Origin of the sequence: Micromonospora sp. NPDC000663, from assembly GCF_042898105.1 — a bacterium.
Lineage (GTDB): Bacteria > Actinomycetota > Actinomycetes > Mycobacteriales > Micromonosporaceae > Micromonospora.
Genome location: NZ_JBIAYR010000001.1, coordinates 271334 through 295715 on the forward strand (window position 1 = coordinate 271334; position 24382 = coordinate 295715).

22 protein-coding genes and 1 tRNA gene are annotated in these 24382 nt (G+C 71.9%); 16 read left to right on the forward strand and 7 right to left on the reverse strand.

Annotated elements, in window-relative coordinates:
- Nucleotides 1-22 precede the first annotated feature (22 nt).
- From ACFY1S_RS01350 to ACFY1S_RS01360, 3 genes are all read right to left on the reverse strand, one after another.
- Entirely contained in the window at nt 23-805 is a 783-nt protein-coding gene (locus ACFY1S_RS01350; RefSeq protein ID WP_387111505.1) for a peptidase, read from the reverse strand.
- Entirely contained in the window at nt 805-2091 is a 1287-nt protein-coding gene (locus ACFY1S_RS01355; protein WP_387111507.1) for a VWA domain-containing protein, read from the reverse strand. The genes ACFY1S_RS01350 and ACFY1S_RS01355 overlap by 1 nt, the downstream gene beginning before the upstream one ends.
- 352 nt (nt 2092-2443) lie before the next feature.
- Nucleotides 2444-4105 (reverse strand): dolichyl-phosphate-mannose--protein mannosyltransferase, encoded by a 1662-nt coding sequence (locus ACFY1S_RS01360; protein WP_387114200.1) that lies wholly within the window; start codon nt 4103-4105, stop codon nt 2444-2446.
- 141 nt (nt 4106-4246) lie between these two features.
- Between ACFY1S_RS01360 and rsmI the strand changes: the two genes are divergently transcribed.
- Nucleotides 4247-5086 carry a 16S rRNA (cytidine(1402)-2'-O)-methyltransferase gene (gene rsmI / locus ACFY1S_RS01365; protein WP_387114203.1) on the forward strand — a complete coding sequence of 280 codons (840 nt, stop codon included), beginning with the start codon at nt 4247-4249 and terminating at the stop codon, nt 5084-5086.
- Nucleotides 5087-5110: 24 nt separating this feature from the next.
- Here the strand turns inward: rsmI and ACFY1S_RS01370 are convergent, their stop codons facing one another.
- Complete coding sequence (locus tag ACFY1S_RS01370) at nt 5111-6208, reverse strand: hypothetical protein (RefSeq protein ID WP_387111510.1); 1098 nt, start codon at nt 6206-6208, stop codon at nt 5111-5113.
- 149 nt (nt 6209-6357) lie between these two features.
- Here ACFY1S_RS01370 and metG point away from each other — a divergent pair, with 149 nt between their 5' ends.
- Entirely contained in the window at nt 6358-8160 is a 1803-nt protein-coding gene (metG, locus tag ACFY1S_RS01375) for a methionine--tRNA ligase (RefSeq protein ID WP_387111513.1), read from the forward strand.
- Between the two features lie 53 nt (nt 8161-8213).
- On the opposite strand, the gene ACFY1S_RS01380 is transcribed toward metG, so the two are convergent.
- Nucleotides 8214-8396 (reverse strand): hypothetical protein, encoded by a 183-nt coding sequence (locus tag ACFY1S_RS01380; RefSeq protein ID WP_387111516.1) that lies wholly within the window; start codon nt 8394-8396, stop codon nt 8214-8216.
- 75 nt (nt 8397-8471) lie between these two features.
- On the opposite strand from ACFY1S_RS01380, the gene ACFY1S_RS01385 reads away from it, so the two are divergent.
- The 6 genes from ACFY1S_RS01385 (at nt 8472) to ACFY1S_RS01410 (ending at nt 14440) form a co-directional block, all read left to right on the forward strand.
- Complete coding sequence (locus ACFY1S_RS01385; RefSeq protein ID WP_387111519.1) at nt 8472-9371, forward strand: TatD family hydrolase; 900 nt, start codon at nt 8472-8474, stop codon at nt 9369-9371.
- Nucleotides 9365-10234 (forward strand): 16S rRNA (adenine(1518)-N(6)/adenine(1519)-N(6))-dimethyltransferase RsmA, encoded by an 870-nt coding sequence (rsmA, locus tag ACFY1S_RS01390; RefSeq protein WP_364368353.1) that lies wholly within the window; start codon nt 9365-9367, stop codon nt 10232-10234. The genes ACFY1S_RS01385 and rsmA overlap by 7 nt, the downstream gene beginning before the upstream one ends.
- A gap of 87 nt (nt 10235-10321) precedes the next feature.
- The gene (locus ACFY1S_RS01395) at nt 10322-11272 is read left to right on the forward strand and encodes a 4-(cytidine 5'-diphospho)-2-C-methyl-D-erythritol kinase (protein WP_387111522.1); all 951 of its coding nucleotides are present in this window, start codon (nt 10322-10324) and stop codon (nt 11270-11272) included.
- Between the two features lie 131 nt (nt 11273-11403).
- Nucleotides 11404-13209 (forward strand): ABC-F family ATP-binding cassette domain-containing protein, encoded by a 1806-nt coding sequence (locus tag ACFY1S_RS01400; RefSeq protein ID WP_387111525.1) that lies wholly within the window; start codon nt 11404-11406, stop codon nt 13207-13209.
- Nucleotides 13210-13311: 102 nt separating this feature from the next.
- Entirely contained in the window at nt 13312-13767 is a 456-nt protein-coding gene (locus ACFY1S_RS01405) for a DUF4383 domain-containing protein (protein WP_364368344.1), read from the forward strand.
- Between the two features lie 196 nt (nt 13768-13963).
- Complete coding sequence (locus ACFY1S_RS01410) at nt 13964-14440, forward strand: DUF4383 domain-containing protein (RefSeq protein ID WP_387111528.1); 477 nt, start codon at nt 13964-13966, stop codon at nt 14438-14440.
- Between the two features lie 6 nt (nt 14441-14446).
- Here ACFY1S_RS01410 and ACFY1S_RS01415 read toward each other — a convergent pair whose 3' ends face one another.
- Together ACFY1S_RS01415 and ACFY1S_RS01420 are read right to left on the reverse strand one after the other, a co-directional pair.
- On the reverse strand, nt 14447-15133 hold the full coding sequence (locus tag ACFY1S_RS01415) for a TetR family transcriptional regulator (protein WP_387111531.1): 687 nt from the start codon (nt 15131-15133) through the stop codon (nt 14447-14449).
- Between the two features lie 223 nt (nt 15134-15356).
- Complete coding sequence (locus ACFY1S_RS01420; protein ID WP_387111534.1) at nt 15357-16319, reverse strand: acyl-CoA desaturase; 963 nt, start codon at nt 16317-16319, stop codon at nt 15357-15359.
- A gap of 301 nt (nt 16320-16620) precedes the next feature.
- On the opposite strand from ACFY1S_RS01420, the gene ACFY1S_RS01425 reads away from it, so the two are divergent.
- The 8 genes from ACFY1S_RS01425 to ACFY1S_RS01460 all read left to right on the forward strand — a co-directional run bounded on the left by ACFY1S_RS01425 (nt 16621) and on the right by ACFY1S_RS01460 (nt 24375).
- Nucleotides 16621-16692: transfer RNA gene (locus ACFY1S_RS01425), tRNA-Gln, on the forward strand.
- A 110-nt stretch (nt 16693-16802) separates the two neighbouring features.
- Nucleotides 16803-18335, forward strand: coding sequence for a bifunctional UDP-N-acetylglucosamine diphosphorylase/glucosamine-1-phosphate N-acetyltransferase GlmU (glmU, locus tag ACFY1S_RS01430; RefSeq protein ID WP_387111537.1), 1533 nt, complete (start codon nt 16803-16805; stop codon nt 18333-18335).
- A 57-nt stretch (nt 18336-18392) separates the two neighbouring features.
- Nucleotides 18393-19373, forward strand: coding sequence for a ribose-phosphate diphosphokinase (locus tag ACFY1S_RS01435; protein ID WP_139584190.1), 981 nt, complete (start codon nt 18393-18395; stop codon nt 19371-19373).
- Nucleotides 19374-19714: 341 nt separating this feature from the next.
- On the forward strand, nt 19715-20410 hold the full coding sequence (locus ACFY1S_RS01440) for a 50S ribosomal protein L25/general stress protein Ctc (RefSeq protein ID WP_387111540.1): 696 nt from the start codon (nt 19715-19717) through the stop codon (nt 20408-20410).
- A gap of 94 nt (nt 20411-20504) precedes the next feature.
- A complete protein-coding gene (pth, locus tag ACFY1S_RS01445) occupies nt 20505-21095 on the forward strand; it encodes an aminoacyl-tRNA hydrolase (protein WP_364368329.1) in 591 nt (196 codons plus the stop codon).
- Between the two features lie 134 nt (nt 21096-21229).
- Nucleotides 21230-22060: an inositol monophosphatase family protein gene (locus ACFY1S_RS01450; RefSeq protein ID WP_387111543.1), complete on the forward strand. Its 831-nt coding sequence runs from the start codon at nt 21230-21232 to the stop codon at nt 22058-22060.
- Nucleotides 22061-22135: 75 nt separating this feature from the next.
- Entirely contained in the window at nt 22136-23047 is a 912-nt protein-coding gene (cysD, locus tag ACFY1S_RS01455; RefSeq protein ID WP_387111546.1) for a sulfate adenylyltransferase subunit CysD, read from the forward strand.
- A 74-nt stretch (nt 23048-23121) separates the two neighbouring features.
- Nucleotides 23122-24375, forward strand: coding sequence for a sulfate adenylyltransferase subunit 1 (locus tag ACFY1S_RS01460; RefSeq protein ID WP_387114206.1), 1254 nt, complete (start codon nt 23122-23124; stop codon nt 24373-24375).
- The last annotated feature ends 7 nt before the right edge of the window (nt 24376-24382 follow it).

The following is a 24382-nucleotide window of genomic DNA, read 5'->3' on the forward strand; positions in this document are numbered from 1 at the left end:
GCCACCGGGCGTGCGGGTCGGCTCAGGCGCGCCGGGGCCGCCGGGTCAGGGCGAAACCCACCACTCCGGCCACCGCGGCGAGCACGCCGCCGACGCCGGTCCAGATCCAGCGCGAGCCGAGATCCGGCAGCCAGTCCGCGGGCCAGTCGCCGTCGTCGTCGGCCTCCGGGTCCACCGGGGGTACGGCGTTGAGCACCGTGCCCGCCTTCGTGTTCGGCACCAGCGGCGCGGCCAGCTCGCCGTCGTCGGCCGAGGCACCCCGGTCGGCGATGGTGCCGACCAGCAGGTCGACGTCGATCGGCGTGCCCAGGTCCGGCTCCGGCAGGTCGATCACGGAGAGCCGGATGACGTACGTGCCGGGCAGCGGGTCGGCCGACCACGGTTCCGCCCAGGGGCGTACCTCTCGCAGCGTGCAGCCCAGCGCCACGCTCGACGTCTGCGCGTCCACGGTCGGGGTCTGCGCCCCGGCGGTGCACGCCTGGCGCCGGCGCAGCCCGTCGAAGACGTCGACGGTCCAGGTGGAGGCGCCGCCGCGTGCCTTGGGGAAGGTGACCGTGGCGTTGATTTCGTGCACCTGGCCGGCCGTCGCCTGGAACGACCAGTACAGGTGGTCGCCGACCGAGGCGTCCACCCGTACCGGCTGGCCGGCGGTGATCGGAGTGGCGGTGAGGAACGACGTGCCGGCCCGGTTGACGGGCGTGGCACCGGGCGAGGGCGTCGGTGCGGCGGCGGCCGCGGCGGGCAGCAGGGTGGCCGCACCCGCGGCGAGCAGCGCCGCCATCGACCGGAGCAGTGCGGTACGCATCAGTTCTCCCTCCAGGTGGCGACCCACCAGCGGGTGAGCAGTCCGGCGAGCAGACCGGTGAGCAGTCCGGCCACGGTGAGCAGGACCAGCAGCATCCAGCCCCGGCCGAGGTCCGGTCCGTTCGGTGCGGGCGCGGCGGCGACCACGTCGATTGTCAGCTCCACGGGCATGCCGGGGGTGGCGGCGGTGCCGGGGCGCGCGGCGAACGAGTTGCTCACCACGAGGCACACGGTGGTCGGCTCCACGACGGGCGCCGACGTCTCCTCGGCCTCGGTGGCGTCCTCGTCGTCGGCGGTGGCCGACCAGCGCAGCCCTGCGGAGAGCACGTCGGCCCGTCCGCTGCCGGCGTCCGCGCCGCGGACCAGTTCCCGGCCGTCGGCGGCGGTGGCCCGCAGCAGCACGCCGTAGTCCCGGTTCACCGGCCGGTCCAGCGCCATGCTCACCGATGCGCGCAGCTCCTGGCCGGGGCGCACCGGCACCCGGTACCAGCGGTGCTCGGAGAACGCCTCCCGGTCGGCGTACACACCGGGGGCGAGCAGCGGTGCCGACGCGCAGGCGTTCGCGCCGCCGACGACTGTCGGCGCCCGGGTGTGGGTGTCGCCGGCGCGTTCGACAAGTTGTTTGATCCGGCCGGTCAGCTCCTCGGCGCTCTGCGCTGCGGTGTACGTGCCGCCGGTCGCCCCGGCGATGCACAGCAGTTGCCGGCGGACCTTCTCGTCGGGTGCCAGGCCCAGGGTGTCCACCACCAGGCTGGTGCCCTGGGCGGCCAGTTCCCGGGCCACCTCGCACGGGTCCGGCGGGGCGCAGGTGTCCTCCCCGTCGGTGATCAGCACGATCCGGCGGGTGGTGGCCCCGGTGCCCAGGTCCTGCGCGGCCGAGCGCAGTGCCAGCCCGACCGGCGTGAACCCGGTCGGTCGAAGGGTCGCCACGGCCGCCTTGGCCGCCGACCTGTCGACCGGGCCGACCGGGACGATCTGCTGGGTGTCCTGGCAGCCGACCTTCTTGTCCTTGCCCTTGTACGTCGCGCCGAGCACCCGGATGCCGAGCTGTGTCTCCGCCGGCAGTGCGTCGACCACCTCGTTGAACGCCTGCTGTGCGACCGAGATCCGGCTACGTCCGTCGATGTCGGCGGCCCGCATCGAGCCGCTGACGTCGAGTACCAGTTCGACCCGGGGCGGCTCGGCCACCGGCTCCTCGTCGTCGGCCGCCGCCGGGGCCGGCCCGATCAGCGCGGTGGTCGCCAGCAGTCCGAAGAGGACGGCCGCCGATCGTCTGAAGTTGATCACGGCCCGCAGTGTAATGAGATCCACTTTGGATGATCATCGGGGTGCCCGGTCCGTCCCAGGTGCTCCGACCAGGCTCTCGACCGACCTGGCCCGCGCTCTGGGTCCGCGCCAGGTCACCCTCGGTCAACTATCGGAGGACGAATATCGGATCGGCCACCATCCGTCGGAAATCTGACCCAAGTCGACCCGTTGTGCCGGTGGTGCGCCGTGGTTAAGCTCTTCATGCGCGCCCCAATCGCCCGCTTCCCCCGTGGCAGGCGATCGGGGCGCGCGTCTTTGTCGAACGGGCCCCCACGCTGCGCGCGTGGGGGCCCGTTTCCGTCGCGCTGCGCGGCGCGTCGCCTGCCGGTGCCTATATCCAGCGGCCGTCCAGCCACATCCGGGACAGCCAGTCCGAGTACGGGATCAGCTTGCCCACGAAGATCGGATAGAAGTACGCGAAGCAGGCCGCCACCAGAAGCACGTACGCACCGGCCGCGATGCTGCCGACGAGCCGCCTCTCGTAACCCGGGTCACCCGGGACCAGCGGGGCCACCTCACCTACCTCACCACCCGCCGGGGCGATCAGCGCGCCCAGCACGTACACCACGGCGAGCACCAGGAACGGCAGCGCCGGCGCGGCGTAGAACGAGAACATCGTCCGACCCTGGAGGGCGAACCAGAACCAGGGCAGCAGCCCCGCCGCCACGGTCAGCAGGATCGCGCCGGCCCGCCAGTCGCGGCGGGCCACCCCGAGCCAGGCCAGCGCCACCAGGGCGGGCAGGAACGACCACCACAGCAGCGGGGTGCCGAGCAGCAGGATCTCCGACGCGCAGCTCGGTGCGCCGCAGGCACCCTCGCCGGACCAGTGGAACGCCACCGGGCGCCCGAGCAGCAGCCACTGCCACGGCCACGACTGGTACTTGTGCGCGTCGTCGAGCTGGGCGTGGAAGCCGTACGCCGCGCGGTGGTACTCGAAGAGGTTGATCAGCGGCCCGATCACCGGGCGGTCACTGAGCGGGGCGTTCGGGTAGGACGACGCGAGCCGGTAGTAGCCGTCGTCGGTGAGCAGCCAGCCCGACCAGGTGGCCAGATAGGTGCCGACCATGAGCACACCGGCGAGCACCAGCCAGGGCAGTTCGTCGAGCAGCGTGTCCCGCAGGGGCCGGCGGACCCCCGCCGAGCGTCGGACGCCGACCTCCCAGAGGATCACCAGCAGCGCGAAGACCGGAACGAAGTACAGGGCGCTCCACTTCACCGCGCAGGCGCAGCCGATCAGCACCCCGGCGGCCAGCCGCCACCACGGCCAGGTGCGCCAACCGGTCGGCGGCCGGCCCGCGCGGCCCGGTCGGCTCGGGTCGAGCCCGTCGTCGAGCGCGCGTGCCCAGCGCCGACGGCTGGCGTCCCGGTCGAGCACCAGGGCGCCGAAGGCGGCCAGCACGAAGAACAGCAGGAAGATGTCGAGCAGCGCCGCGCGGGACAGCACCAGGTGGAAGCCGTCCAGCGCGAGCAGCAGGCCGGCCGCGCAGCCCAGCACCGTCGAGCGGAACATCCGCCGGCCGATGCGGACCAGCAGCAGCACCGACAGCGTGCCGATGACCGCAGCCGAGAACCGCCAGCCGAACTCCGGGGCGGTGGTGAACAGGTGCCCGGGCACGGAGACCCGCGAATCGGCGTCCTGGTAGCCGAAGGCCCACTCGCCGAGGCCGATGAGCCACTTGCCCAGCGGCGGGTGCACCACGTACGACGGGACGTTGTCCTTGTAGTTCCACTCGACGCCGCGGCTGATCAGCCCGAAGCCGTCCTTGGCGTAGTACGTCTCGTCGAAGATCTTGCCCTTGGGGCTGGACAGGCCGACGAAGCGCAGGATCCCCGCGATGGCCACCACCACGGCGGTGGCCAGCCACGAGAACCGGTCCAGTTGGCTGTCGACCGTGGCGAACCGTCGGCGGACCACGGCGGCCACCCCGCCGCCACCGGCACTCGGGGGGGTCGGCTCCGCCTCGGGGCTATGGTCGCTCGTCACCTCGACCATCTTTGCCGGCTCGGCGCTCGGGCTCTGCGCTGTCGACGCACTCGTCACCCGGCGATCGTAGGCTGCCAAGGTGTCCGGTGGCGCCCGTCGTCCCTGATACCGGTATCCGCTGTCAATGAAGGAGACGAATCCGTGGGTGAAATGTCCGAAGCTGGACGCCTGATCCTGCTCGGCGCCCCGCTCGGCAACCCCGCCGACGCCTCGACCCGGTTCCGGGAGGTGCTGACCAGCGCCGACGTGGTGGCCGCCGAGGACACCCGGCGGCTCACCCGGCTCGCCCGTGACCTCGACATCACCATCGGCGGCCGGATCGTCTCGTACTTCGAGGGCAACGAGGAGCGCCGCACGCCCGAGCTGGTCGAGGTCATTCTCGGCGGGTACGTGGTCGCGCTTGTCACCGACGGTGGGATGCCGAGCGTCTCCGACCCCGGCTACCGGCTGGTCCGCGCCGCGCTGGACGTCGGCGCGCCGGTCACCGTCGCGCCCGGCCCCAGCGCGGTGACCACCGCGCTGGCCGTCTCCGGGTTGCCCTGCGACAGGTTCTGCTTCGAGGGCTTCCTCCCGCGCACCCCCGGCGCCCGCCGCACCCGCCTGCGCGCCCTCGCCGCCGAGGAGCGCACCCTCGTCTTCTTCGAGGCGCCCCACCGGATCGGCGCGGCGCTCACCGACCTGGCCGAGACGTTCGGCGCGGACCGGCCCGCCGCGCTCTGCCGCGAGCTCACCAAGACCTACGAGGAGGTGCTCCGCCGTCCGCTCGGCGACCTGGCCCGGTGGGCCGCCGAGGGTGATCCGCGCGGAGAGATCACGCTGGTGGTGGCCGGCGCCCCGGCGATTCCGCGGGAACGCCCCGACGACGACACCCTGCGCGCGGCGGTCGCCGAGCGCGAGGCGGCCGGCCGCTCCCGCCGGGACGCGATCACCGACGTCGCCACCGAATACGCGCTGCGCCGCCGCGACGTCTACACGATCGTGCACAGCTGACCGCGGCTCGCGCCGACGGCCTGTTCACCAGGCGGCGGCGAGGAACCCGAGGGTGATCAGCGCGGGGCCGGCGAGCGCGGCGGCCACCGCCAGGCGCCGGTGCCGCCGCCCGGGCAGCCGGGTCGAGCCGGTCCACCGGGCGATGCCTGCGGCGCAGCCGAGCACCACCAGCAGGCCGGGCAGCCAGCGCAGGTGCCGGGTCAACCCGGTGTCGGCGTACGCGGTGCCCGCGTCCGGGCCGGTCATCCGCGCCGGCAGCGACGTGCCCGGCGTATCGCGTCCGGCAGGTAAGCCGCTGACCCGGACCCCGTGCGCCACGAACCGTCCGTCGTCGGCGGTGAAGATTCCCCGGCAGCGCTGGGTGAGCCCGGCGCCGGTGCAGCCGTCCACCACCACCGTGCCGACCCGGGCGTGCCCGACCGCGAGCCAGAACGGGCCGGCGCTCACCCAGGCGAAGAAGGCCACGACCAGGCTCAGCAGGACCAGCGCGGTCAGGCCGGGCAGCGGGTCCGGCGGTCGGGGGGTACGCGCAGAGCGGCGCCCCGCCGGGCCGGAACCGCGCTCCCGCTCGGCGGCGGCGTCCTCCCGGACCGGTGTGCCGTCCCAGTGCACCTGCTCGATCGGCGCCCAGAAGGCGCTGTCGTCGTCGGCCGGCACGTCGCCGTCGGCGCGGCGGGAGTCGCGGTGCCAGCGGCTCTGCTGCCGTACCGGCACCCGGCGGGGCACCGCGTCCACCGGCGCACCAGTGGTCGGCTCCACCTCGACGGCCTCCACCCGGTCCTGCCCGGTGGGGGTCGCCGCCGCCGCTGCGGGACGGGTCGGGCCGGGCACCGGTGCCACCGGGCCGGAACGGGCTGCGGGTGTCGGCGCGGCGGACGCCGGACGGGACGGGGTGGCGTCGAGCCCCGCCGCCGCACGGCCCGCCGGTGTCGGGCGCTGTTCCCCATCGGGGCCCGGACGTGCGCCGGCGCCCGGGTCGGTGACCGGCACCAGCCGCGGTTGGGGCGGGACGCCAGCCGCCCGGGACCCGCCGACCTCGGAGCCGGCGTCGTCGTCGACAGCCGACCCGGAGTGCCTGTCGTCCTGGTCCCGCGCCGCTCGTCTGCCACTCACGACGTTCATTGCACACCTGCGAAGGAGGCGGAACGGGCAGCTCGGACGCGTGTCGGCGACAAATCGGACCAACGGCCGGGGTGGTCGGCCCGGTCCGCCGGCCCGGCACCCCCTATTGGTTCGCGGGCGCCCGGCACGGGTCACTAGGCTTGCTGCTCATGAGTCACGTTCTCGCGGCAGTGGCCTGGCCGTACGCCAACGGCCCCCGCCACATCGGCCACGTCTCCGGTTTCGGCGTTCCCTCCGACGTCTTCGCCCGGTACATGCGGATGGCCGGCCACGAGGTGCTCATGGTCTCCGGCACCGACGAGCACGGCACCCCCATCCAGGTGCAGGCCGACGCCGACGGGGTCACCCCGCGCGAGCTGGCCGACAGGTACAACAGGGTGATCGTCGAGGACCTGCACGGCCTCGGGCTGTCGTACGACCTGTTCACCCGCACCACCACCCGCAACCACTACGCGGTGGTGCAGGAGCTGTTCGAGGGGATGTACCGCAACGGCTACATCGTGCCGAAGACCACCATGGGCGCGATCTCGCCATCCACCGGGCGCACCCTGCCCGACAGGTACATCGAGGGCACCTGCCCGATCTGCGGGTACGACAGCGCGCGCGGCGACCAGTGCGACAACTGCGGCAACCAGCTCGACCCGATCGACCTGATCGACCCGAAGTCGCGGATCAACGGGGAGACCCCGAAGTTCGTCGAGACCGAGCACTTCTTCCTGGACCTGCCGGCCCTGGCCGACGTGCTGCGGCAGTGGCTGGACACCCGGGAGGGGTGGCGGCCCAACGTGCTGCGGTTCTCCCGCAACCTGCTCGACGACCTCCAGCCCCGTGCGATCACCAGGGACCTGGAGTGGGGCGTACCGATCCCGCTGGACGACTGGCGGGACCGGCCCGACAAGCGGATCTACGTCTGGTTCGACGCGGTGATCGGCTACCTGTCCGCCTCGATCGAGTGGGCCCGCCGCTCCGGCGACCCGGAGGCGTGGCGCAAGTGGTGGTCGGCCGACGGCGAGGGCAAGGACGCCCGGTCGTACTACTTCATGGGCAAGGACAACATCGTCTTCCACTCGGTGATCTGGCCGGCGCTTCTCTCCGGCTACTCCGGTGAGGGCTCGCGCGACGGTGAGCCGGGCGAGCTGGGCCGGCTCAACCTGCCCACCGAGGTCGTCTCCAGCGAGTACCTGACCATGGAGGGGCGCAAGTTCTCCTCGTCCCGCAAGGTGGTCATCTACGTCCGGGACTTCCTGGAGCGCTACGACGCCGACGCGCTGCGCTACTTCATCGCCGCCGCCGGCCCGGAGAGCAACGACACCGACTTCACCTGGGCGGAGTTCCTCCGCCGCAACAACGACGAACTGGTCGCCGGCTGGGGCAACCTGGTCAACCGGTCCATCTCGATGGCCGCGAAGAACTTCGGGGCGATCCCGCCGGTCGACCCGGCCGGGCTCACCGAGGCCGACGAGGCGCTGCTCGCGGTGGCGCGCGCCGGTTTCGCCACGGTGGGCGACCTGATCGGCAGGCACCGGCAGAAGCAGGCCATCGGCGAGGCCATGAGGGTGGTAGCCGAGGCGAACAGGTATCTGTCCGAGCAGGCGCCGTGGAAGCTCAAGGACGAGGCCGACAAGCCGCGCCAGGGCACCATCCTGCACGTCGCCCTCCAGGTGGTGAGCGACGCCAACACGCTGCTCACCCCGTTCCTGCCGCACTCCGCCCAGCAGGTGCACGAGCTGCTCGGCGGCACCGGCGTACACGCGCCGATGCCGGTCATCGAGCAGGTCGACGACCTCGACGGCGGGCCGGCGTACCCGGTGCTGACCGGGGACTACACGGTCGGCGCGCGCTGGGAGTCGGTGCCGATCGAGGCGGGCCGGCCGCTGGCCGCGCCGAAGCCGGTGTTCCGCAAGCTCGACCCGTCGATCGTCGACGAGGAGCTGGCCCGGCTGGCCGGCTGAGCGTACGAGCCGCGCGGCGGGAGCACACCGCACCGCCGCGCGGTGTCACATCGCTACCTGGCGTCCAGCACCTGGTCGTCGGTCACCTTGGCGCCGGGCGCCCAGCCTGTCACCTCGTCGGCGCTCAACAACTCGTACGCGGCGCCCCGGGCGATCTCCTCGGCCGGGTACACGCCGCCGTCGAACGTCACGCGCAGCCCGGTGCGCTCGCTGGCGGGACTGCTGGGCTCGCTCACGCGGCGACGCCAGAGTCGCGCGGCGTAGTCGAGGTGAACGCCGGGTGGCGGGCGGATGGACAGGCCCGGTGTGTGATGCTGTCGCTGATGAGCGAGCCGACTGAAACCCGCCGCGAGCGTGCCGCCCGGCGGGCCGGAGAGTTCCCGCCCGCCCCCGAGCCGCTGCCCCGGCCGGTGCTGGACAGCCACACCCACCTGGACATCACTGTCAGCGAGGCCGGTGTGCCGGGCGGCGGGCCGGCCGACGACCCGGTCGCCGCGGCGGTCGCGGTGGCCACCGGCGTGGGTGTGGACCGGCTGGTCCAGGTGGGCGTGGACGTCGCCTCCTCCCGGTGGGGCGCGGACACCGCCGACGCGTACCCGGCGGTGCTGGCCACCGTGGCGCTGCATCCCAACGAGGCGCCCCGGCTGCCCGACCTCGACGAGGCGCTGCGGGAGATCGAGTCGCTGGCCGCCCGCGACCGGGTCCGGGGGATCGGCGAGACCGGGATGGACTTCTTCCGCACCGGCGACGAGGGCCGCGCCGCGCAGGAGGCCAGCTTCCGGGCGCACATCGCCATCGCCAAGCGGTACGACAAGGCACTGGTGATCCACGACCGGGACGCGCACGCGGACGTGCTGCGGATCCTCGACGACGAGGGCGCCCCGGACACGGTGGTGCTGCACTGCTTCTCCGGTGACGCCGAGTTCGCCAGCGAGTGCGTCCGCCGTGGCTACCTGCTCAGCTTCGCCGGCACCGTCACGTTCGCCAGCGCGACCGCGCTGCGGGAGGCCGCCGCGCTCACACCGGTGGACCAGCTCCTGGTGGAGACCGACGCCCCCTACCTCACGCCGACGCCGCACCGGGGCCGCCCGAACGCCTCGTACCTGATCCCGCTGACCGTCCGGTCGCTCGCCGAGACCACTGGCACCGACCTCGACGAGCTGTGCGCGGCGATCTCGGCGACCGGCGACCGGGTCTTCGGCCCGTGGTGAGCCTCCTCGGCCCGGCGGAGATCCGGGAACTCGCCGCCCGTCTGGGCGTCGCGCCCACCAAGAAGCTGGGTCAGAACTTCGTGCACGACCCCAACACCGTGCGTCGGATCGTCACGGCCGCCGGCCTGACCCCCGACGACGTCGCCCTGGAGGTCGGCCCGGGCCTCGGCTCGCTGACCCTGGGACTGCTGCCCGTCGCCGGGCACGTGCACGCCGTGGAGATCGACCCGGTGCTCGCCGGGGCGCTGCCGGAGACCGTCGCCCGGCACGCCGGCGCGGACGCCGGCCGGCTCACCGTGCACCGCGCCGACGCGCTGCGGATCGACCCCGCCGAACTGGCCGACCCGGCACCTACCGCGCTCGTCGCGAACCTGCCGTACAACGTCGCCGTGCCGGTGGTGCTGCACCTGCTCGCCGCGCTGCCCAGCCTGCGGCACGGCCTGGTGATGGTGCAGAAGGAGGTCGCCGACCGGCTGGTCGCCGGTCCCGGCTCCAAGGTGTACGGCATCCCGTCGGTCAAGCTCGCCTGGTACGCCCAGGCCCGCAGCGCCGGCCGGGTGCCGCCTAACGTGTTCTGGCCGGTGCCGAACGTCGACTCCGGCCTGGTGGCCTTCACCTGTCACGAGCCGCCCCGCGCCGACGTACCCCGGGAGCGGGTCTTCGCCGTTGTGGACGCGGCGTTCGCGCAGCGCCGCAAGACCCTGCGCGCCGCGCTGGCCGGCTGGGCCGGCGGCGCGGACCGGGCCGCCGCAGCGCTCACCGCGGCCGGCGTCGACCCCGGCGCCCGGGGGGAGTCGCTCACCGTCGCGCAGTTCGCCGCCATCGCCGCGTCGGCTCCGGTCGGTACGCCGGCCGCGAAGTAGGCTGTCGCCGTTGCCCGCCGAGGACGCCGAGGAGCAGATCGTGGCCAAGCCGTTCGACATCCGCCTGCCCGTACGGGATGTCACCCCGTGACCGAGGCCTGGCGACCGGACGGCGAGGACGAGCGACGTGGGGCCACCGGCCCGGTGCGGGTACGGGTGCCCGCGAAGGTCAACCTGCACCTCGGGGTGGGTCCGCTGCGCCGTGACGGTTACCACGAGCTGAACACCGTCTACCACGCCATCTCCATCTACGACGAGCTGACCGCCCGGCGGGGCGACACGTTGGCGTTGACCATGGAGGGGGAGGGCACCGGCGAGCTGGCGCTCGACGACTCCAACCTGATCATCCGTGCCGCGCACGCCCTCGCCGGGTACGCGGGGGTGCTCCCGCACGCCCGCTTGCACCTGCGCAAGCAGATCCCCCTCGCCGGTGGGCTGGCCGGTGGCAGCGCCGACGCGGCCGCCGCGCTGGTGGCCTGCGACGCGCTGTGGGGGACCGGCCTGTCCCGGGACGAACTGGCCGGGATCGCCGCCGACCTCGGCTCCGACGTGCCGTTCCTGATCTACGGGGGCACCGCGCTGGGCACCGGTCGGGGCGAGGCGGTCAGCCCGGTGCTGGTCCGCCCGACGTCCTGGCACTGGGTGGTGGCCATCGCCGACGCCGGCCTGTCCACCCCGGCGGCGTACCGCGAGTTGGACAGGCTGCGTGAGGCGGGCACCGCCGGTGTGCCGCTGGGCAGCACCGACGCGCTGCTGGGCGCGCTGCGTCAGCGGGATCCCCGGGTGCTCGCCCGTACGCTCGGCAACGACCTTCAGGACGCCGCGCTGGCCATGCGCCCGGCGCTGGCCGACACCCTCAAGGCGGGCGAGGCGGCGGGCGCGCTCGCGGGTCTCGTCTCCGGCTCCGGCCCGACGTGCGTCTTCCTCGCCGCCGACGCGGCGAGCGCCGAACGGATCGCCGCCGAGCTGACCAGCGCAGGAGTGTGCCGGGAGGCCCGGGTCGCGCACGGTCCGGTCGCCGGCGCCCGGGTCGGCTGACGGCGGGTCCCGCCAGCCCGGCGCGGGCCGCGGGCGCGCGGCGCGGGTGACCGGGACGCCCGCGTACCCTTGGGTCAGGCGTCCCGAGGTGCCCGCCGGCACCCGGACGCCTTGATCTTGAAGGGTGGAACGTGGCCAACATCGTCAATCTGGACCGGGTGTCCAAGGGGTACGGCGCCGCCGGGCGGCTGCTCACGGACGTCTCGCTCGGCCTGGACGACGCCGACCGGATCGGTGTGGTCGGCCTCAACGGCGCCGGCAAGTCCACCCTGCTGCGCCTGCTCACCAAGCAGGAGGATCCCGACGACGGCCGGGTCACGCACCGCCGTGACCTGCGCGTGCTCTGGCTGCCCCAGCAACTCACCCTCGCCCCCGACGCCACCGTCCGGGACGTCGTGCTCGGCACCGCCTGGCTCGGCGAGGGCATGGGCGCCGAGCACGAGTGGGCGGGCGACGCTGGCGTCCGCAACATCCTCGACGGCCTCGGCATGCCGCACCTCGGCCTCGACCAGCCGGTCGGCCCGATGTCCGGTGGCGAACGGCGGCGGGTGGCGCTCGCCGCGCTGCTCGTCCGCGAATCCGACCTGCTCATCCTCGACGAGCCCACCAACCACCTCGACGTCGGTGGTGTCGACTGGCTGGCCCGGCACCTGGTCGGGCGCCGGGGCGCCCTGGTTGTGGTCACGCACGACAGGTGGTTCCTGGACGCGGTCTGCACCAACACCTGGGAGGTCGCCGACCAGACCGTGCGCGCGTACGAGGGCGGCTTCGCCGCCTGGACCCTCGCCCGCGCCGAACGTGAGCGCGTCGCCGCCGCCACCGAGGCCCGCCGGCAGAACCTGCTCCGCAAGGAGATCGCCTGGCTGCGCCGCGGCCCGCCGGCCCGTACCTCCAAGCCCCAGTTCCGCATCGACGCCGCGAACGCGCTGATCGCCGACGTGCCGCCGGCCCGCGACACCATGTCGTTGCAGCGGATGGCGGTGTCGCGCCTGGGCAAGCAGGTGTACGAGCTGGAGAACGTCGAGCTGCACGCCGGCCCGAAGGAGATCCTGCGCGACGTCACCTGGCTGGTCGGCCCCGGTGACCGGATCGCCATTCTCGGCGCCAACGGCGCCGGCAAGACCACCCTGCTGCGGATGCTCGCCGGCATCACCCGTCCGGACGGTGGGCGCCTCAACACCGGCTCCACGGTGCGGCCCGCGTTCCTCTCCCAGGAACTCGCCGAACTGCCCGGGCACCTGCGGGTCCTGGAGGCCGTCGAGGAGGTCGCCCGCCGGGTGCAGCTCGGCGACCGGGAGGTCTCCGCAGCCCAGCTCGCCGAGGTGTTCGGCTTCGACGACCGCCGCCTCTGGACCCCGGTCAGCGACCTCTCCGGCGGTGAACGTCGCCGGTTGCAGATGCTGCGGCTGCTCGCCGGCGAACCCAACGTGCTGCTCTTCGACGAGCCCACGAACGACCTGGACACCGACACCCTCGCCGCGCTGGAGGACCTGCTCGACTCGTGGCCGGGCACGATCATCGTGGCCAGCCACGACAGGTACCTGATCGAGAGGGTCACCGAGACGGCGTACGGGATGTTCGGCGACGGCCGGCTCGTGCACCTGCCGGGCGGCGTCGACGAATACCTCGCCAGGACCGCGGAACGGGCCGGCTCTCCTCGGGCGGGCGTGACCTCGACCTCCGAGCCCGCCGCCTCCTCGGGAGGCGGCATGTCCGCCGCCGAGGTGCGTCAGGCCCGCAAGGAGCTGACCCGCCTGGAACGCCAGCTCGGCAAGCTCGACCAGCGTGAGGCCACCCTGCTCGACCAGCTCGCCGCCGACGCCACCGACTACGCCCGGGTCGCCGAGCTGGACACCCAGCTCAAGGACCTGCGGGCCGAGCGGGAGCGGATCGAGGAGACCTGGATGACGCTCGCCGAGGAGCTTCCCGAGAGCTGATTCGGCCGGGCGCGCCGGGCCGGGGGCCGTGTGCGGCGTCACACCGCCACATGCGGGACAATCGTCGGCGACACCTCACCCCACGGCGTTGGAGACTCAGACATGGCCCACACCCCCGTCAACCACCCCGCGCGGCCGATCTACCGGGCGATCGGCGGGCTGACCGGTCTGTACCTGGTGGTCTTCGGTGTGCTCGGCATCATCGCGAGCGCCGGCAACGAGATCCTGGCGCAGGATGACACGAAGGTCCTCGGCCAGGGCACCAACCTTGGCTTCTCGCTGCTCAGCGTCCTGCTCGGGGTCGTCGTGCTGATCGGCACCGGTCTCGGCCGCAACATCGACGTGGCGATCAACCAGTGGCTGGCGTACGCCCTCATGGTGATCGGCCTGGCCGGTCTCGCGTTCATCCGGACCGACGCGAACATCTTCAACTTCAGCATCACCACTGTGGTCGTGGTGCTCTCGGCCGCCCTGGTGCTGCTCATGGTCGGCATGTACGGCAAGGTCGGGTCGGACGAGGAGGCGGAGGCCTTCCAGAAGGCCCGCCTGGTGCTCTGAGGTTGCTGTTGCGGTTTTCGCCGGAGCCCGAGCTGCTCCGGGCGGTCAGGCTTGATCCCTGCGCAGCTCGGGCTCCGGCGAAAACCTGACCTGGTCCTGCCATTCGGCGGACCGCCTCGGCTTTGTGGTTCCTCGGACAGTTGGCGCTGCCTCGGGGGACAATCCTCCTGAATCGGTCAATTCAGGGGGTCTGGGTATGCCGCACTTTCCGGTGAACCATCCGGCTCGGCCGATCTACCGGGTCCTCGCCGGTCTGATCGGCGTCTACATCCTGGTCTTCGGAGTCTGGGGTGTCGCCGAGACGTTGGGCGACCCGCTCTTCGACAGGGGCAGCCACTGGGCGCTCGGACTGCGCACCAACCTGGCCTTCTCGCTCGCCTCGGTGGTCTTCGGGGTGGTCCTGATCATCGGGGCGTCCCGGCGCACCAACCTCGGCCACTACATCAACCTCACCGCGGGTGTGGTGTTCCTGGTGACCAGCATCCTGATGATGTCGGTGCTCCAGACCGAGGCGAACTTCCTCAACTTCTCGATGTCGACGGTGGTCGTGTCGATGCTGTTCGGGTTGGTCCTGCTCGGCACCGGCCTGTACGACAAGGTGGGCCCCCCGGAACACGCCGAGGCGGAACTGGAACTGCGCAAACACCCGGTGGCCGACTCCCACCGCCGCTGAACGGGGTCAGCCCCGCCGAGTGGTGATCAGCGTCGGCTTCGCCTCCAGGTGCGACAACCCGTTCCACGCCAGGTTGACCAGATGCGCCGCAACCGTCTCCTTGCGCGGCTTGCGGACCTCCAGCCACCAGCGGCCGGTCAACGCGACCATGCCGACCAGCGCCTGCGAGTACAGCTCGGCGAGCTTGGGGTCGTACCCGCGGCTCTTGAACTCGGCGCCCAGGATGTGCTCGACCTGGTGCGCCACGTCGTTCATCACGCTGCTGAAGTTGGCGGTGCCGGACATCAACGGCGACTCGCGGACCAGCACCCGGAAACCGCTTGTCTCTTCCTCGATGTAGCCCAACAGCGCCAGCGCCGCCTGCTCCAGCAGCTCCCGGGGGTGCCCTGCGGTCAGCGCCGTGGTGATCCGGTCCAACAGGGCCCGCACCTCCCGGTCGACCACCACCGCGTAGAGCCCTTCCTTGCCGCCGAAGTGCTCGTACACCACAGGCTTGGAGACCTTGGCGCGGGCCGCCACCTCCTCGATGGAGGTGGCGTCGAAACCCCGCTCGGCGAAGAGCTGCCGGCCGGTCGCGATCAACTGCTCCCGCCGCTGGGCCGCCGGCATGCGGACCCGGGGGGTGGGCTTGGACTTCGGTGCCGGGACCGGCGGCGTCGCCCGGCCGTTGGCACCGTCACTGACCTCGGACATGTCGCCGCCTCGCTGGCGCTTGGTGACGCCCTGCCGTGGGATGGTGCCTCCGTCGTGCCCGTTCACGTCGTCGCCTCACCGGCGGGCGGTCCAGCCGCCCCGCCACGCCGTCCGACCGTGCCCGGATCGGGCTCGGCTCCCCGTCTGCCGAGCCGTCCGGTCCCCCCGCGTCGCTCGGTCACCCGGCCATCCTGCCAGGCGGCCTCCCCGTGCACCGCCCGCTTTACTGCGTTGCGACGGGCTTCACCAGCTTGGCCTCGAGGCGCTCCGGCTTCGGCCAGCGCACCTGCGAGGCCGCGCCGACCTTCTCGAACAGCCAGATCACCCGGGCGGAGATGTCCACCTGGCCGCGCAGCACGCCGTGCCGGGCGCAGGTCGGGTCCGCGTGGTGCAGGTTGTGCCAGCTCTCGCCGAAGGACAGGATCGCCAACGGCCAGAAGTTCGCGGCGCGGTCACCCTGACGCATCACGAACGGGCGCTCGCCGTACACGTGGCAGACCGAGTTGATCGCCCAGGTGACGTGGTGCAGCAGGCCGATCCGGACCAACCCGGCCCAGAAGAACGCGGTGAGCGCGCCCTGCCACGACCAGCTGATCAGGCCGCCCATCACCGCGGGGCCGAGCAGCGAGATGGCCACCAGCACCGGGAAGAGCCGGTCCACCCGGCTGATGTCGCGGTCGGCGATCAGGTCCGGTGCGAACCGCTGCCGGTTGGACAGCTCGCGCCGGAACAGCCAGCCCACGTGCGCGTGGAACAGGCCCCGGGTCAGCGCCCAGAAGCTGGTGCCGAAGCGCCACGGCGAGTGCGGGTCACCCTCCAGGTCGGAGAAGGCGTGGTGCCGACGGTGGTCGGCCACCCACTGGATGATTTCGCCCTGCACCGCGAGCGAACCCGCGACGGCCAGCGAGGCGCGCAGCCAGCGCTTGGCCTTGAACGACCCGTGGGTGAAGTAGCGGTGGAAGCCGACCGTGATGCCCAGCCCGGACACCACGTACCAGACCAGGGCGATGATCACGTCGGTCCAGCCCAGCCAGCCACCCCAGGCCACCGGGACGGCGACCAGCAGGGCCACGAAGGGGATCACCACGAACGCCCAGAGGGCGGCCAGGATCCCGGAGGACTGGCTGCCGTCGGTGAGCGGTTTCGGGCCGGGGGCGGCGGTGTTGGGTTCGAGCACGGTGGTCATGGAACCTCGCAGAGGGGGGAGAAAGCGATCACGAAGCTACGCCTACGTCACCGTAACTTACGGCACCGTAGATCGCACGGTGAAGTTCCGATTGGCCCCGACAAGCTGCCCAAATAACCAGGTCAGAAGCCTCTGGTGTGGAGCGGCCGACAGCGTCTCGTCTCGTCCAGGCCGCTCGCCCGGACGCTCCCCGCGCCTGTCGAGTTGGGCGGGACGAAATGAGCGGTGGCGTCCGACGCTCGGGGCGCTAAGGTGTAGCGCGGGATGCCCATCCCCTGACGCGACGCGCTCACGTCGATGATCGGCCGTGGTGTAATTGGCAACACCCGGGTCTTTGGTACCCGTATTTCAGGTTCGAACCCTGGCGGCCGAGCTGCTCCCCAAAGTCCGTTTTAGGTTCTACTGGGGGTAAGAGGGAACCGTGCCGGGCCCCGTGGTTAGCATGGCCGCGAGAGTGTCCGCCGTCCCGACGGGAGCCACACCGTGCCCCAGTCCCACAGTCGTACCGTCGTCGTGCTCGCCGCCGGTGAGGGCAAGCGGATGAAGTCGACACTGCCCAAGGTGCTGCACCCCCTGCTCGGTCGTACGCTGCTCGGCCACGTGCTGAGCGCGGCCGCGCCGCTGGCCGCGGACCGCACCGTCGTGGTGGTGGGGCACGGCGCCGACCAGGTCCGGGGCCACCTGGGCGAGATCGCCCCGGACGCCACCCCCGTGCTCCAGGCCGAGCAGCTCGGCACCGGTCACGCCGTACGCATCGCGCTGGAGGCCGTCCCGGAGGGCGCCGGCACCGTCGTGGTGATCAACGGGGACGTGCCGCTGCTGCGCCCCGAGACGGTTGGTGCGCTGGTGACCGCGCACGAGGAGGCCGCCGCCGCGGCGACGGTGCTGGCCGCCGAGGTCCCCGACCCGACGGGCCTCGGGCGGATCGTCAGGGACGCCGACGGGCGGCTGGAGCAGATCGTCGAGGAGCGCGACGCCGACCCGACGCAGCGCGCCATCCGGGAGATCAACGCCGGGATCTACGCGTTCGACGCGGCGCGGTTGCGCGATGCGCTCGGCAAGCTCTCCACCGACAACGACCAGGGCGAGGAGTACCTGACTGACGTCTTCGGCCTGCTGCGCTCGGCCGGGGAGCCGGTCGCGGTGCACGTGGCCGCCGACCACGTCGAGACGTTGGGCTGCAACGACCGGGTGGAGCTGGCGTCGCTGCGGGCTCTGCTGCGCGACCGGGTCAACGAGGCGTGGATGCGTACCGGAGTGAGCCTGCTCGACCCGGCGACCACCTGGATCGACGTGACCGTCGCGCTGGACCGCGACGCGGTGGTCGACCAGAACACCCAGCTGCGCGGCGCCACAGTGGTCGGCTCCGGCGCGCTGATCGGCCCGGACGTCACGCTCGTCGACACGATCGTCGGTCCGGGGGCGTCGGTGGTCCGCAGCCACGCCGTCGGCGCCGAGGTCGGCGAGGGCGCCAGCGTGGGGCCGTACGCGTACCTGCGGCCGGCGGCGCGACTGGCCGGCAAGGCGAAGGTCGGCACCTTCGTCGAGGTGAAGAACTCGCAGATCGGCACCGGCTCGAAGGTGCCGCACCTGACGTACGTCGGCGACGCCACGATCGGCGAGCAGACGAACATCGGGGCCGCCTCGGTCTTCGTGAACTACGACGGGGTCAACAAGCACCGCACGGTGATCGGCAACCACGCCCGTACGGGAGCGGACAACATGTTCGTGGCACCGGTCGAGGTGGGCGACGGCGCGTACACGGCGGCCGGCTCGGTGATCGTGGACGACGTGCCGGCGGGCGCGATGGGTGTCGCCCGGGCGCGCCAGCGCAACATCGAGGGTTGGGTGGTGAAGCGGCGGGCCGGTACGGCGGCGGCCGAGGCCGCGCAGCGGGCCGGCGACGCGAAGGGTGCGTCGGATGTGGCACCCGCCGCAAGCGACAGTGAGGCAATGCACGGGCGGGCCGAGACGGTGGGCGGTGCGTCCGGCGCGGGAGATACTGCAACCGACTAGTCCCCGACCCACCACCACCGGGCCGGGTACCGCCGACAAACGGGAGCAGACGGGCCCATGGGCAGCATCGTCGCCGAAAACCGCAAAAGCCTGATGCTCTTCTCCGGACGGGGTTTTCCGGAGCTGGCCAAGGAGATCGGCGAGGTGCTCGGCGTGGCGCCGACGCCGGCCGACGCGTACGAGTTCGCCAACGGCGAGATCTTCGTACGCTTCAAGGACTCGGTGCGTGGATCGGACGCCTTCGTGGTGCAGTCCGTGACGCACGGGGTGAACACCTGGGTCATGGAGACCCTGATCATGGTGGACGCGCTGAAGCGGGGTTCCGCCAAGCGGATCACCGTGGTGTTGCCGTTCTACCCGTACGCCAGGCAGGACAAGAAGCACCGTGGTCGGGAGCCGATCTCGGCCCGGCTCGTGGCGGATCTGCTGAAGACGGCAGGCGCGAACCGGATCCTCACCGTCGACCTGCACACCGCGCAGATCCAGGGCTTCTTCGACGGCCCGGTGGATCACCTCTTCGCGATGGACATCCTGGCGGAGTACGTGGAGCACCGGTACGCCGGCCGGCCGATGACAGTGGTGGCACCGGATTCGGGACGGGTGCGGGTGGCCGAGCGGTGGACCGACCGGCTGGGCGGCTGCCCGCTGGCGTTCATCCACAAGACCCGCGACCCGATGAAGCCGAACCAGGTGGTGGCGAACCGGGTGGTCGGTGAGGTGGAGGGCCGGGTCTGCCTGATCGTGGACGACATGATCGACACCGGTGGCACGATCGCCAAGGCGGCGGACATCCTCAAGGAGTCGGGCGCTGCGGAGATCGTGGTCGCCTCCACCCACGCGCTGCTGTCCGACCCGGCGATCGAGCGGCTGAAGAACAGCTCGATCAGCGAGATCGTGGTGACCAACACGCTGCCGTTGCCTCCGGAGAAGCAGCTGGACAAGCTGACAGTGCTGTCGATCGCGCCGCTGCTGGCGCGGGCGATCCGGGAGGTGTTCGACGACGGCTCGGTGACCACCCTCTTCGGTGGCCTGAGCTGATCGTGGCGTGCGGGCCCCGTTTCCGCCAGTTGCCGTGCCGGTACGGGTCCGGGCTGACAAACTGGTCGAAACGGGGCCGACTCGCTGGCGGGAACACCGCCGGCGCGCCGGCTTGGAGCTGTGATCGGGGACTGCCGGAAACCGTGGAATCAGCTCGGGTAGACTGGTGCGGTTGCCACGGCGAGGGTGCCCGGCGGGCCGCTGAATAGCGCCGCACGGAGGCACCGTCATCGACGCGGTGCTCCGGGCAGTCGTTCATGACGCATGAGCCCCAGCGAGCCCCTCGCCCCAGCACCGCCAGACGACAAGCCGCCGCAGCGAAAAGCATCAGGAGTTTCCCCGTGTCCGAGGTAAAGATCAGCGCCGAGCCCCGTACCGAGTTCGGCAAGGGTGGTGCCCGCCGTACCCGCCGGGCCGGCAAGGTGCCCGCCGTGCTGTACGGCCACGGCGAGAAGCCCAAGCACATCGCGCTGCCGTCGCGGGAGTTCGCCGCCGCGATCCGCAAGGGTGGTGCCAACCAGCTCTTCGCGATCGACATCACCGACGGCACCCAGGTGCTGGCGCTGCCGAAGGCGATCCAGCGTGACCCGATCAAGGACACCTTCGAGCACGTCGACCTGCTGCTGGTCCGTCGCGGCGAGAAGGTCACCGTCGAGGTCCCGGTCCAGCTGACCGGCGAGGCCGCACGGGACACCCTGATCGTGCACGACCACGACACCCTCTCGGTGACCGCCGACGCCACCAAGGTGCCGGACCACCTCGAGGCGTCGATCGAGGGCCTGGAGGCCGGTTCCCAGGTGACCGCCGGCGACGTGCAGTTGCCGGCCGGTGTCGAGCTGGTGGGTGACTCGGACCAGATGGTCGCCTCGGTGACCGCCGCCCCGACCGCCGAGCAGCTCGAGGCGACGCTGCCCGAGGTCGAGGCCGCCACCGACGAGGCCGAGGCCGAGGTCGGCGAGGGCACCGAGGGTTCCGAGGGCGCGGACGCCCCGGCCGCCGAGGGCGACGAGACGACCGAGGCGCGCACCGAGGCCTGATCGGTTCGTACTGTGCGACAGGCGTCCCCGGAGGATCGGGGGCGCCTGTCGGCGTATCGGGAGTCGGTGGGACGGGCGTCGGAAAGGACGGGTCGTGACGGACGAGGCGGGGCCGTGGCTGGTCGTCGGCTTGGGCAATCCGGGCCGGGAGTACGCCGGGAACCGGCACAACGTGGGTTTCATGGTGGCCGACCTGCTGGCCGGTCGGGTGAGCGCGCGGTTCGGTAGGCACAAGCGGGCGGTCGCCGAGGTGGCCGAGGGGCGGCTGGGTTTCGGTGGGCCGAAGCTGGTGCTGGCCAAGCCACTGACGTACATGAACCTCTCAGGTGGGCCGGTGGCGGCGCTGTCGCAGTTCTACAAGGTGCCGCCGGCGCAGGTGGTCGCGGTGCACGACGAGCTGGACATCGGTTTCGGCCAGGTGCGGGTCAAGTGCGGCGGCGGCGAGGGCGGGCACAACGGCCTGCGCTCGATGTCGAAGTCGTTGGGTACGAAGGACTACGTCCGGGTGCGGTTCGGCGTCGGCCGGCCACCGGGGCGGCAGGACCCGGCGGATTATGTGCTGTCGGATTTCGGCACGGCGGAGCGCAAGGAGCTGGATTTCCTGGTGGACCGTGCTGCCGACGTGGTGGAGTCGGTGATCCTCAAGGGCGTGGAGCCCACCCAGAACCTCTACCACGGGGCCTGAGCCGGGCGGGGCGTACCGGATCAGCCGCACCGGGCCGGTAGTCTGCGCCTCTTGGCGGGCCGCGACCGGCGAGTGCCTCGCGGTGGGTGCCCGTGCGGGTACGGACCGCGGCGAGGTGACGGGAGCGGACACAGATGGGCAGTCCTCCGATGATCGACGGCGCATTCGCCAGGTGGCTGGCGGCCCGGGCCGGTCAGGCGTTGCTCGACCTGCGTACGGAGTTGGGCTTCACGGACCCCGGCGCGCTCAAGTCGGCCGGGGACAAGGTGTCGCACGACCTGATCCGTACGGAGCTGGCGAAGTGGCGGCCGGGCGACGCGGTGCTCTCCGAGGAGGACGAGGGGTCGCGGCTGGCCTGGGCGGCGGAGGTCAACGCCGGGGCGGTGTCGCGGCTGACCGCCGACCGGGTGTGGATCGTCGACCCGTTGGACGGCACCCGGGAGTTCGCCGAGGAGGGCCGCTCGGACTGGGCCGTGCACATCGCGCTCTGGGCACGTAACGCGCCGAGTCCGCACGGGCTGGTCGCCGGGGCAGTGGGTCTGCCGGCGCAGCACCGGGTGCTGGGCACGGACTACCCGCCGGCGTACCCGCCGATGACTGTGGAGGCGGCCACCGCGGGTGCCCGGGTGATCCGGTTGGCGGCGAGCCGGAGCCGGCCGCCGGTGTTCCTCACCGACCTCGCCGAGGACGTGGGGGCGAAGTTGGTGCCGATGGGTTCGGCCGGAGCGAAGATCGCCGCGGTGGTCACCGGTGAGGTGGACGCGTACATCCACGCCGGCGGTCAGTACGAGTGGGACTCGGCGGCGCCTGTCGCTGTGGCGACGGCCACCGGACTGCACGCTTCCCGGATCGATGGTTCTGCGCTGGAATACAACGAGGCGGATCCACGCCTGCCGGACCTGCTGGTCTGTCGCAAGGATCTCGCCACCCGGTTGCTTGCAGCGCTGCAGAGACATTCCGGGTAGCCTGAGCGGACTTTCTTGACATGCCCGACCGGAAAGGTCTGGAAATCGGATGAGCGAGCGAATCGAGCCGGTGTCATGACCACGCCCGCCGCCTACCGGGTCTCCCACCTGGACACCCTGGAGGCGGAGAGCATCTTCGTGATGCGCGAGGTGGTCGCCGAGATGGAACGCCCGGTGCTGCTCTTCTCCGGCGGCAAGGACTCGATCGTCATGCTGCGCCTGGCGCAGAAGGCGTTCGCCCCGGCCAACATCCCCTTCCCGGTCATGCACGTCGACACAGGGCACAACTTCCCCGAGGTCCTCGAATACCGCGACCAGCGGGTCGCCGAGCTGGGGTTGCATCTCGTGGTGGCGAGCGTGCCGGAGGCCCTGGCCAGCGGCATGGTCCGCGAGTCCGGCGACGGGATGCGCAACCGGATCCAGACGCCGGTGCTGCTGGACGCGGTGGAGAAGCACCGCTTCGACGCGCTGTTCGGCGGCGCCCGCCGGGACGAGGAGAAGGCCCGCGCCAAGGAACGGGTGTTCAGCTTCCGCGACGAGTTCGGCCAGTGGGATCCGAAGAACCAGCGGCCGGAGCTGTGGGCGCTCTACAACGGCCGGCACCACCCGGGCGAGTCGATCCGGGTGTTCCCGCTGTCGAACTGGACCGAGCTGGACGTGTGGCACTACATCGCCCGCGAACGCATCCCGCTGCCGTCGATCTACTACGCGCACGAGCGCGAGGTGATCGAACGGGACGGGATGTACTACGCGGTGAACGAGTTCTTCCGCCCCCGCGCGGGCGAGGAACGGTTCAAGGCGCAGGTGCGCTACCGCACCGTCGGCGACGCCTCCTGCACCGCGGCGGTCCGCTCCGACGCGGACACCGTGGAGAAGGTCATCGAGGAGGTCGCGGCGACCCGGATCACCGAGCGGGGCGCGACCCGTGGTGACGACCGGGTCAGCGAGGCCGCCATGGAGGACCGCAAGCGGGAGGGCTACTTCTGATGACCACCGAGATCGTGACGTCCGCGAATGCGGAGGCCCGGGCTGTTACCGGGGCCGGGCCGGAGGCCCGGCCCATGGACCTGCTGCGCTTCGCCACCGCCGGCAGCGTCGACGACGGCAAGTCGACACTCATCGGCCGGCTGCTCTACGACACCAAGTCGCTCTTCACCGACCAGTTGGCCGCGGTGGAGGCGGTGAGCGCGGCCCGCGGCGACGAGTACACCAACCTGGCGCTGCTCACCGACGGCCTGCGCGCCGAGCGGGAGCAGGGCATCACCATCGACGTGGCGTACCGGTACTTCGCCACGCCCCGGCGCAAGTTCATCATCGCCGACACTCCGGGGCACATCCAGTACACCCGCAACATGGTCACTGGGGCGTCCACCGCCGACCTGGCTTTGATCCTGGTGGACGCGCGCAAGGGTCTGGTCGAGCAGTCCCGCCGCCACGCGTTCCTGTGCTCCCTGCTGCGGGTGCCGCACCTGGTCCTCTGCGTCAACAAGATGGACCTGGTCGACTGGTCGCAGGAGGTCTTCGAGCGCATCGCCGACGAGTTCACCGCGTTCGCCGCGAAGCTCGACGTACCGGACCTGACAGTGGTGCCGATCTCGGCGCTGCGCGGCGACAACATCGTGGCCCGCTCGGAGAACATGCAGTGGTACGAGGGTCCGTCGCTGCTGCACCACCTGGAGCGGGTGCACATCGCGAGCGACCGCAACCTCGTCGACGTCCGGTTCCCGGTGCAGTACGTGATCCGTCCGCAGTCCACGACTGTGACCGACTACCGTGGCTACGCCGGCCAGGTCGCCTCCGGCGTGCTCAAGCCTGGTGACGAGGTGATGGTGCTGCCGTCCGGCTTCACCAGCCGGATCGCCGCGGTGGAGACCGCCGACGGGCCGGTCGCTGAGGCGTTCCCGCCGATGTCGGTGACGGTACGACTGGCCGACGAGATCGACATCTCCCGGGGTGACCTGATCTGCCGCCCGAACAACGCGCCGGCGGTGGCCCAGGACATCGAGGCGATGGTGTGCTGGATGGACGAGACAGCCCCGTTGCGGGTCGGCGGCAGGTACGCGATCAAGCACACCACCCGTTCGGCGCGGGCGATAGTGCGTGGGCTGCACTACCGGCTCGACATCAACTCGCTGCACCGGGACGAGTCGGCGGACGAGTTGCGACTCAACGAGATCGGTCGGGTGCGGCTGCGCACCACTGTGCCGCTGCTGGCCGACGAGTACCGGCGCAACCGCACCACCGGAGGCTTCGTCATCATCGACGAGACCACCAACCGCACGGTGGGCGCCGCCATGATCGTCGAAGCCAGCTAGCGCCGCC

Bases quoted from the DNA above. Each gene is read 5' to 3' on its own strand.
- ACFY1S_RS01360 (WP_387114200.1), bottom strand. From the start codon at position 4,105: ATGGTCGAGGTGACGAGCGACCATAGCCCCGAGGCGGAGCCGACCCCC.
- ACFY1S_RS01460 (WP_387114206.1), top strand. From the start codon at position 23,122: ATGGACCTGCTGCGCTTCGCCACCGCCGGCAGCGTCGACGACGGCAAG.
- ACFY1S_RS01420 (WP_387111534.1), bottom strand. From the start codon at position 16,319: ATGACCACCGTGCTCGAACCCAACACCGCCGCCCCCGGCCCGAAACCG.
- ACFY1S_RS01435 (WP_139584190.1), top strand. From the start codon at position 18,393: ATGGGCAGCATCGTCGCCGAAAACCGCAAAAGCCTGATGCTCTTCTCC.
- ACFY1S_RS01450 (WP_387111543.1), top strand. From the start codon at position 21,230: ATGGGCAGTCCTCCGATGATCGACGGCGCATTCGCCAGGTGGCTGGCG.
- rsmI (WP_387114203.1), top strand. From the start codon at position 4,247: ATGTCCGAAGCTGGACGCCTGATCCTGCTCGGCGCCCCGCTCGGCAAC.
- ACFY1S_RS01370 (WP_387111510.1), bottom strand. From the start codon at position 6,208: ATGAACGTCGTGAGTGGCAGACGAGCGGCGCGGGACCAGGACGACAGG.
- ACFY1S_RS01415 (WP_387111531.1), bottom strand. From the start codon at position 15,133: ATGTCCGAGGTCAGTGACGGTGCCAACGGCCGGGCGACGCCGCCGGTC.
- ACFY1S_RS01405 (WP_364368344.1), top strand. From the start codon at position 13,312: ATGGCCCACACCCCCGTCAACCACCCCGCGCGGCCGATCTACCGGGCG.
- ACFY1S_RS01350 (WP_387111505.1), bottom strand. From the start codon at position 805: ATGCGTACCGCACTGCTCCGGTCGATGGCGGCGCTGCTCGCCGCGGGT.
- ACFY1S_RS01385 (WP_387111519.1), top strand. From the start codon at position 8,472: ATGCTGTCGCTGATGAGCGAGCCGACTGAAACCCGCCGCGAGCGTGCC.
- metG (WP_387111513.1), top strand. From the start codon at position 6,358: ATGAGTCACGTTCTCGCGGCAGTGGCCTGGCCGTACGCCAACGGCCCC.
- cysD (WP_387111546.1), top strand. From the start codon at position 22,136: ATGACCACGCCCGCCGCCTACCGGGTCTCCCACCTGGACACCCTGGAG.
- ACFY1S_RS01410 (WP_387111528.1), top strand. From the start codon at position 13,964: ATGCCGCACTTTCCGGTGAACCATCCGGCTCGGCCGATCTACCGGGTC.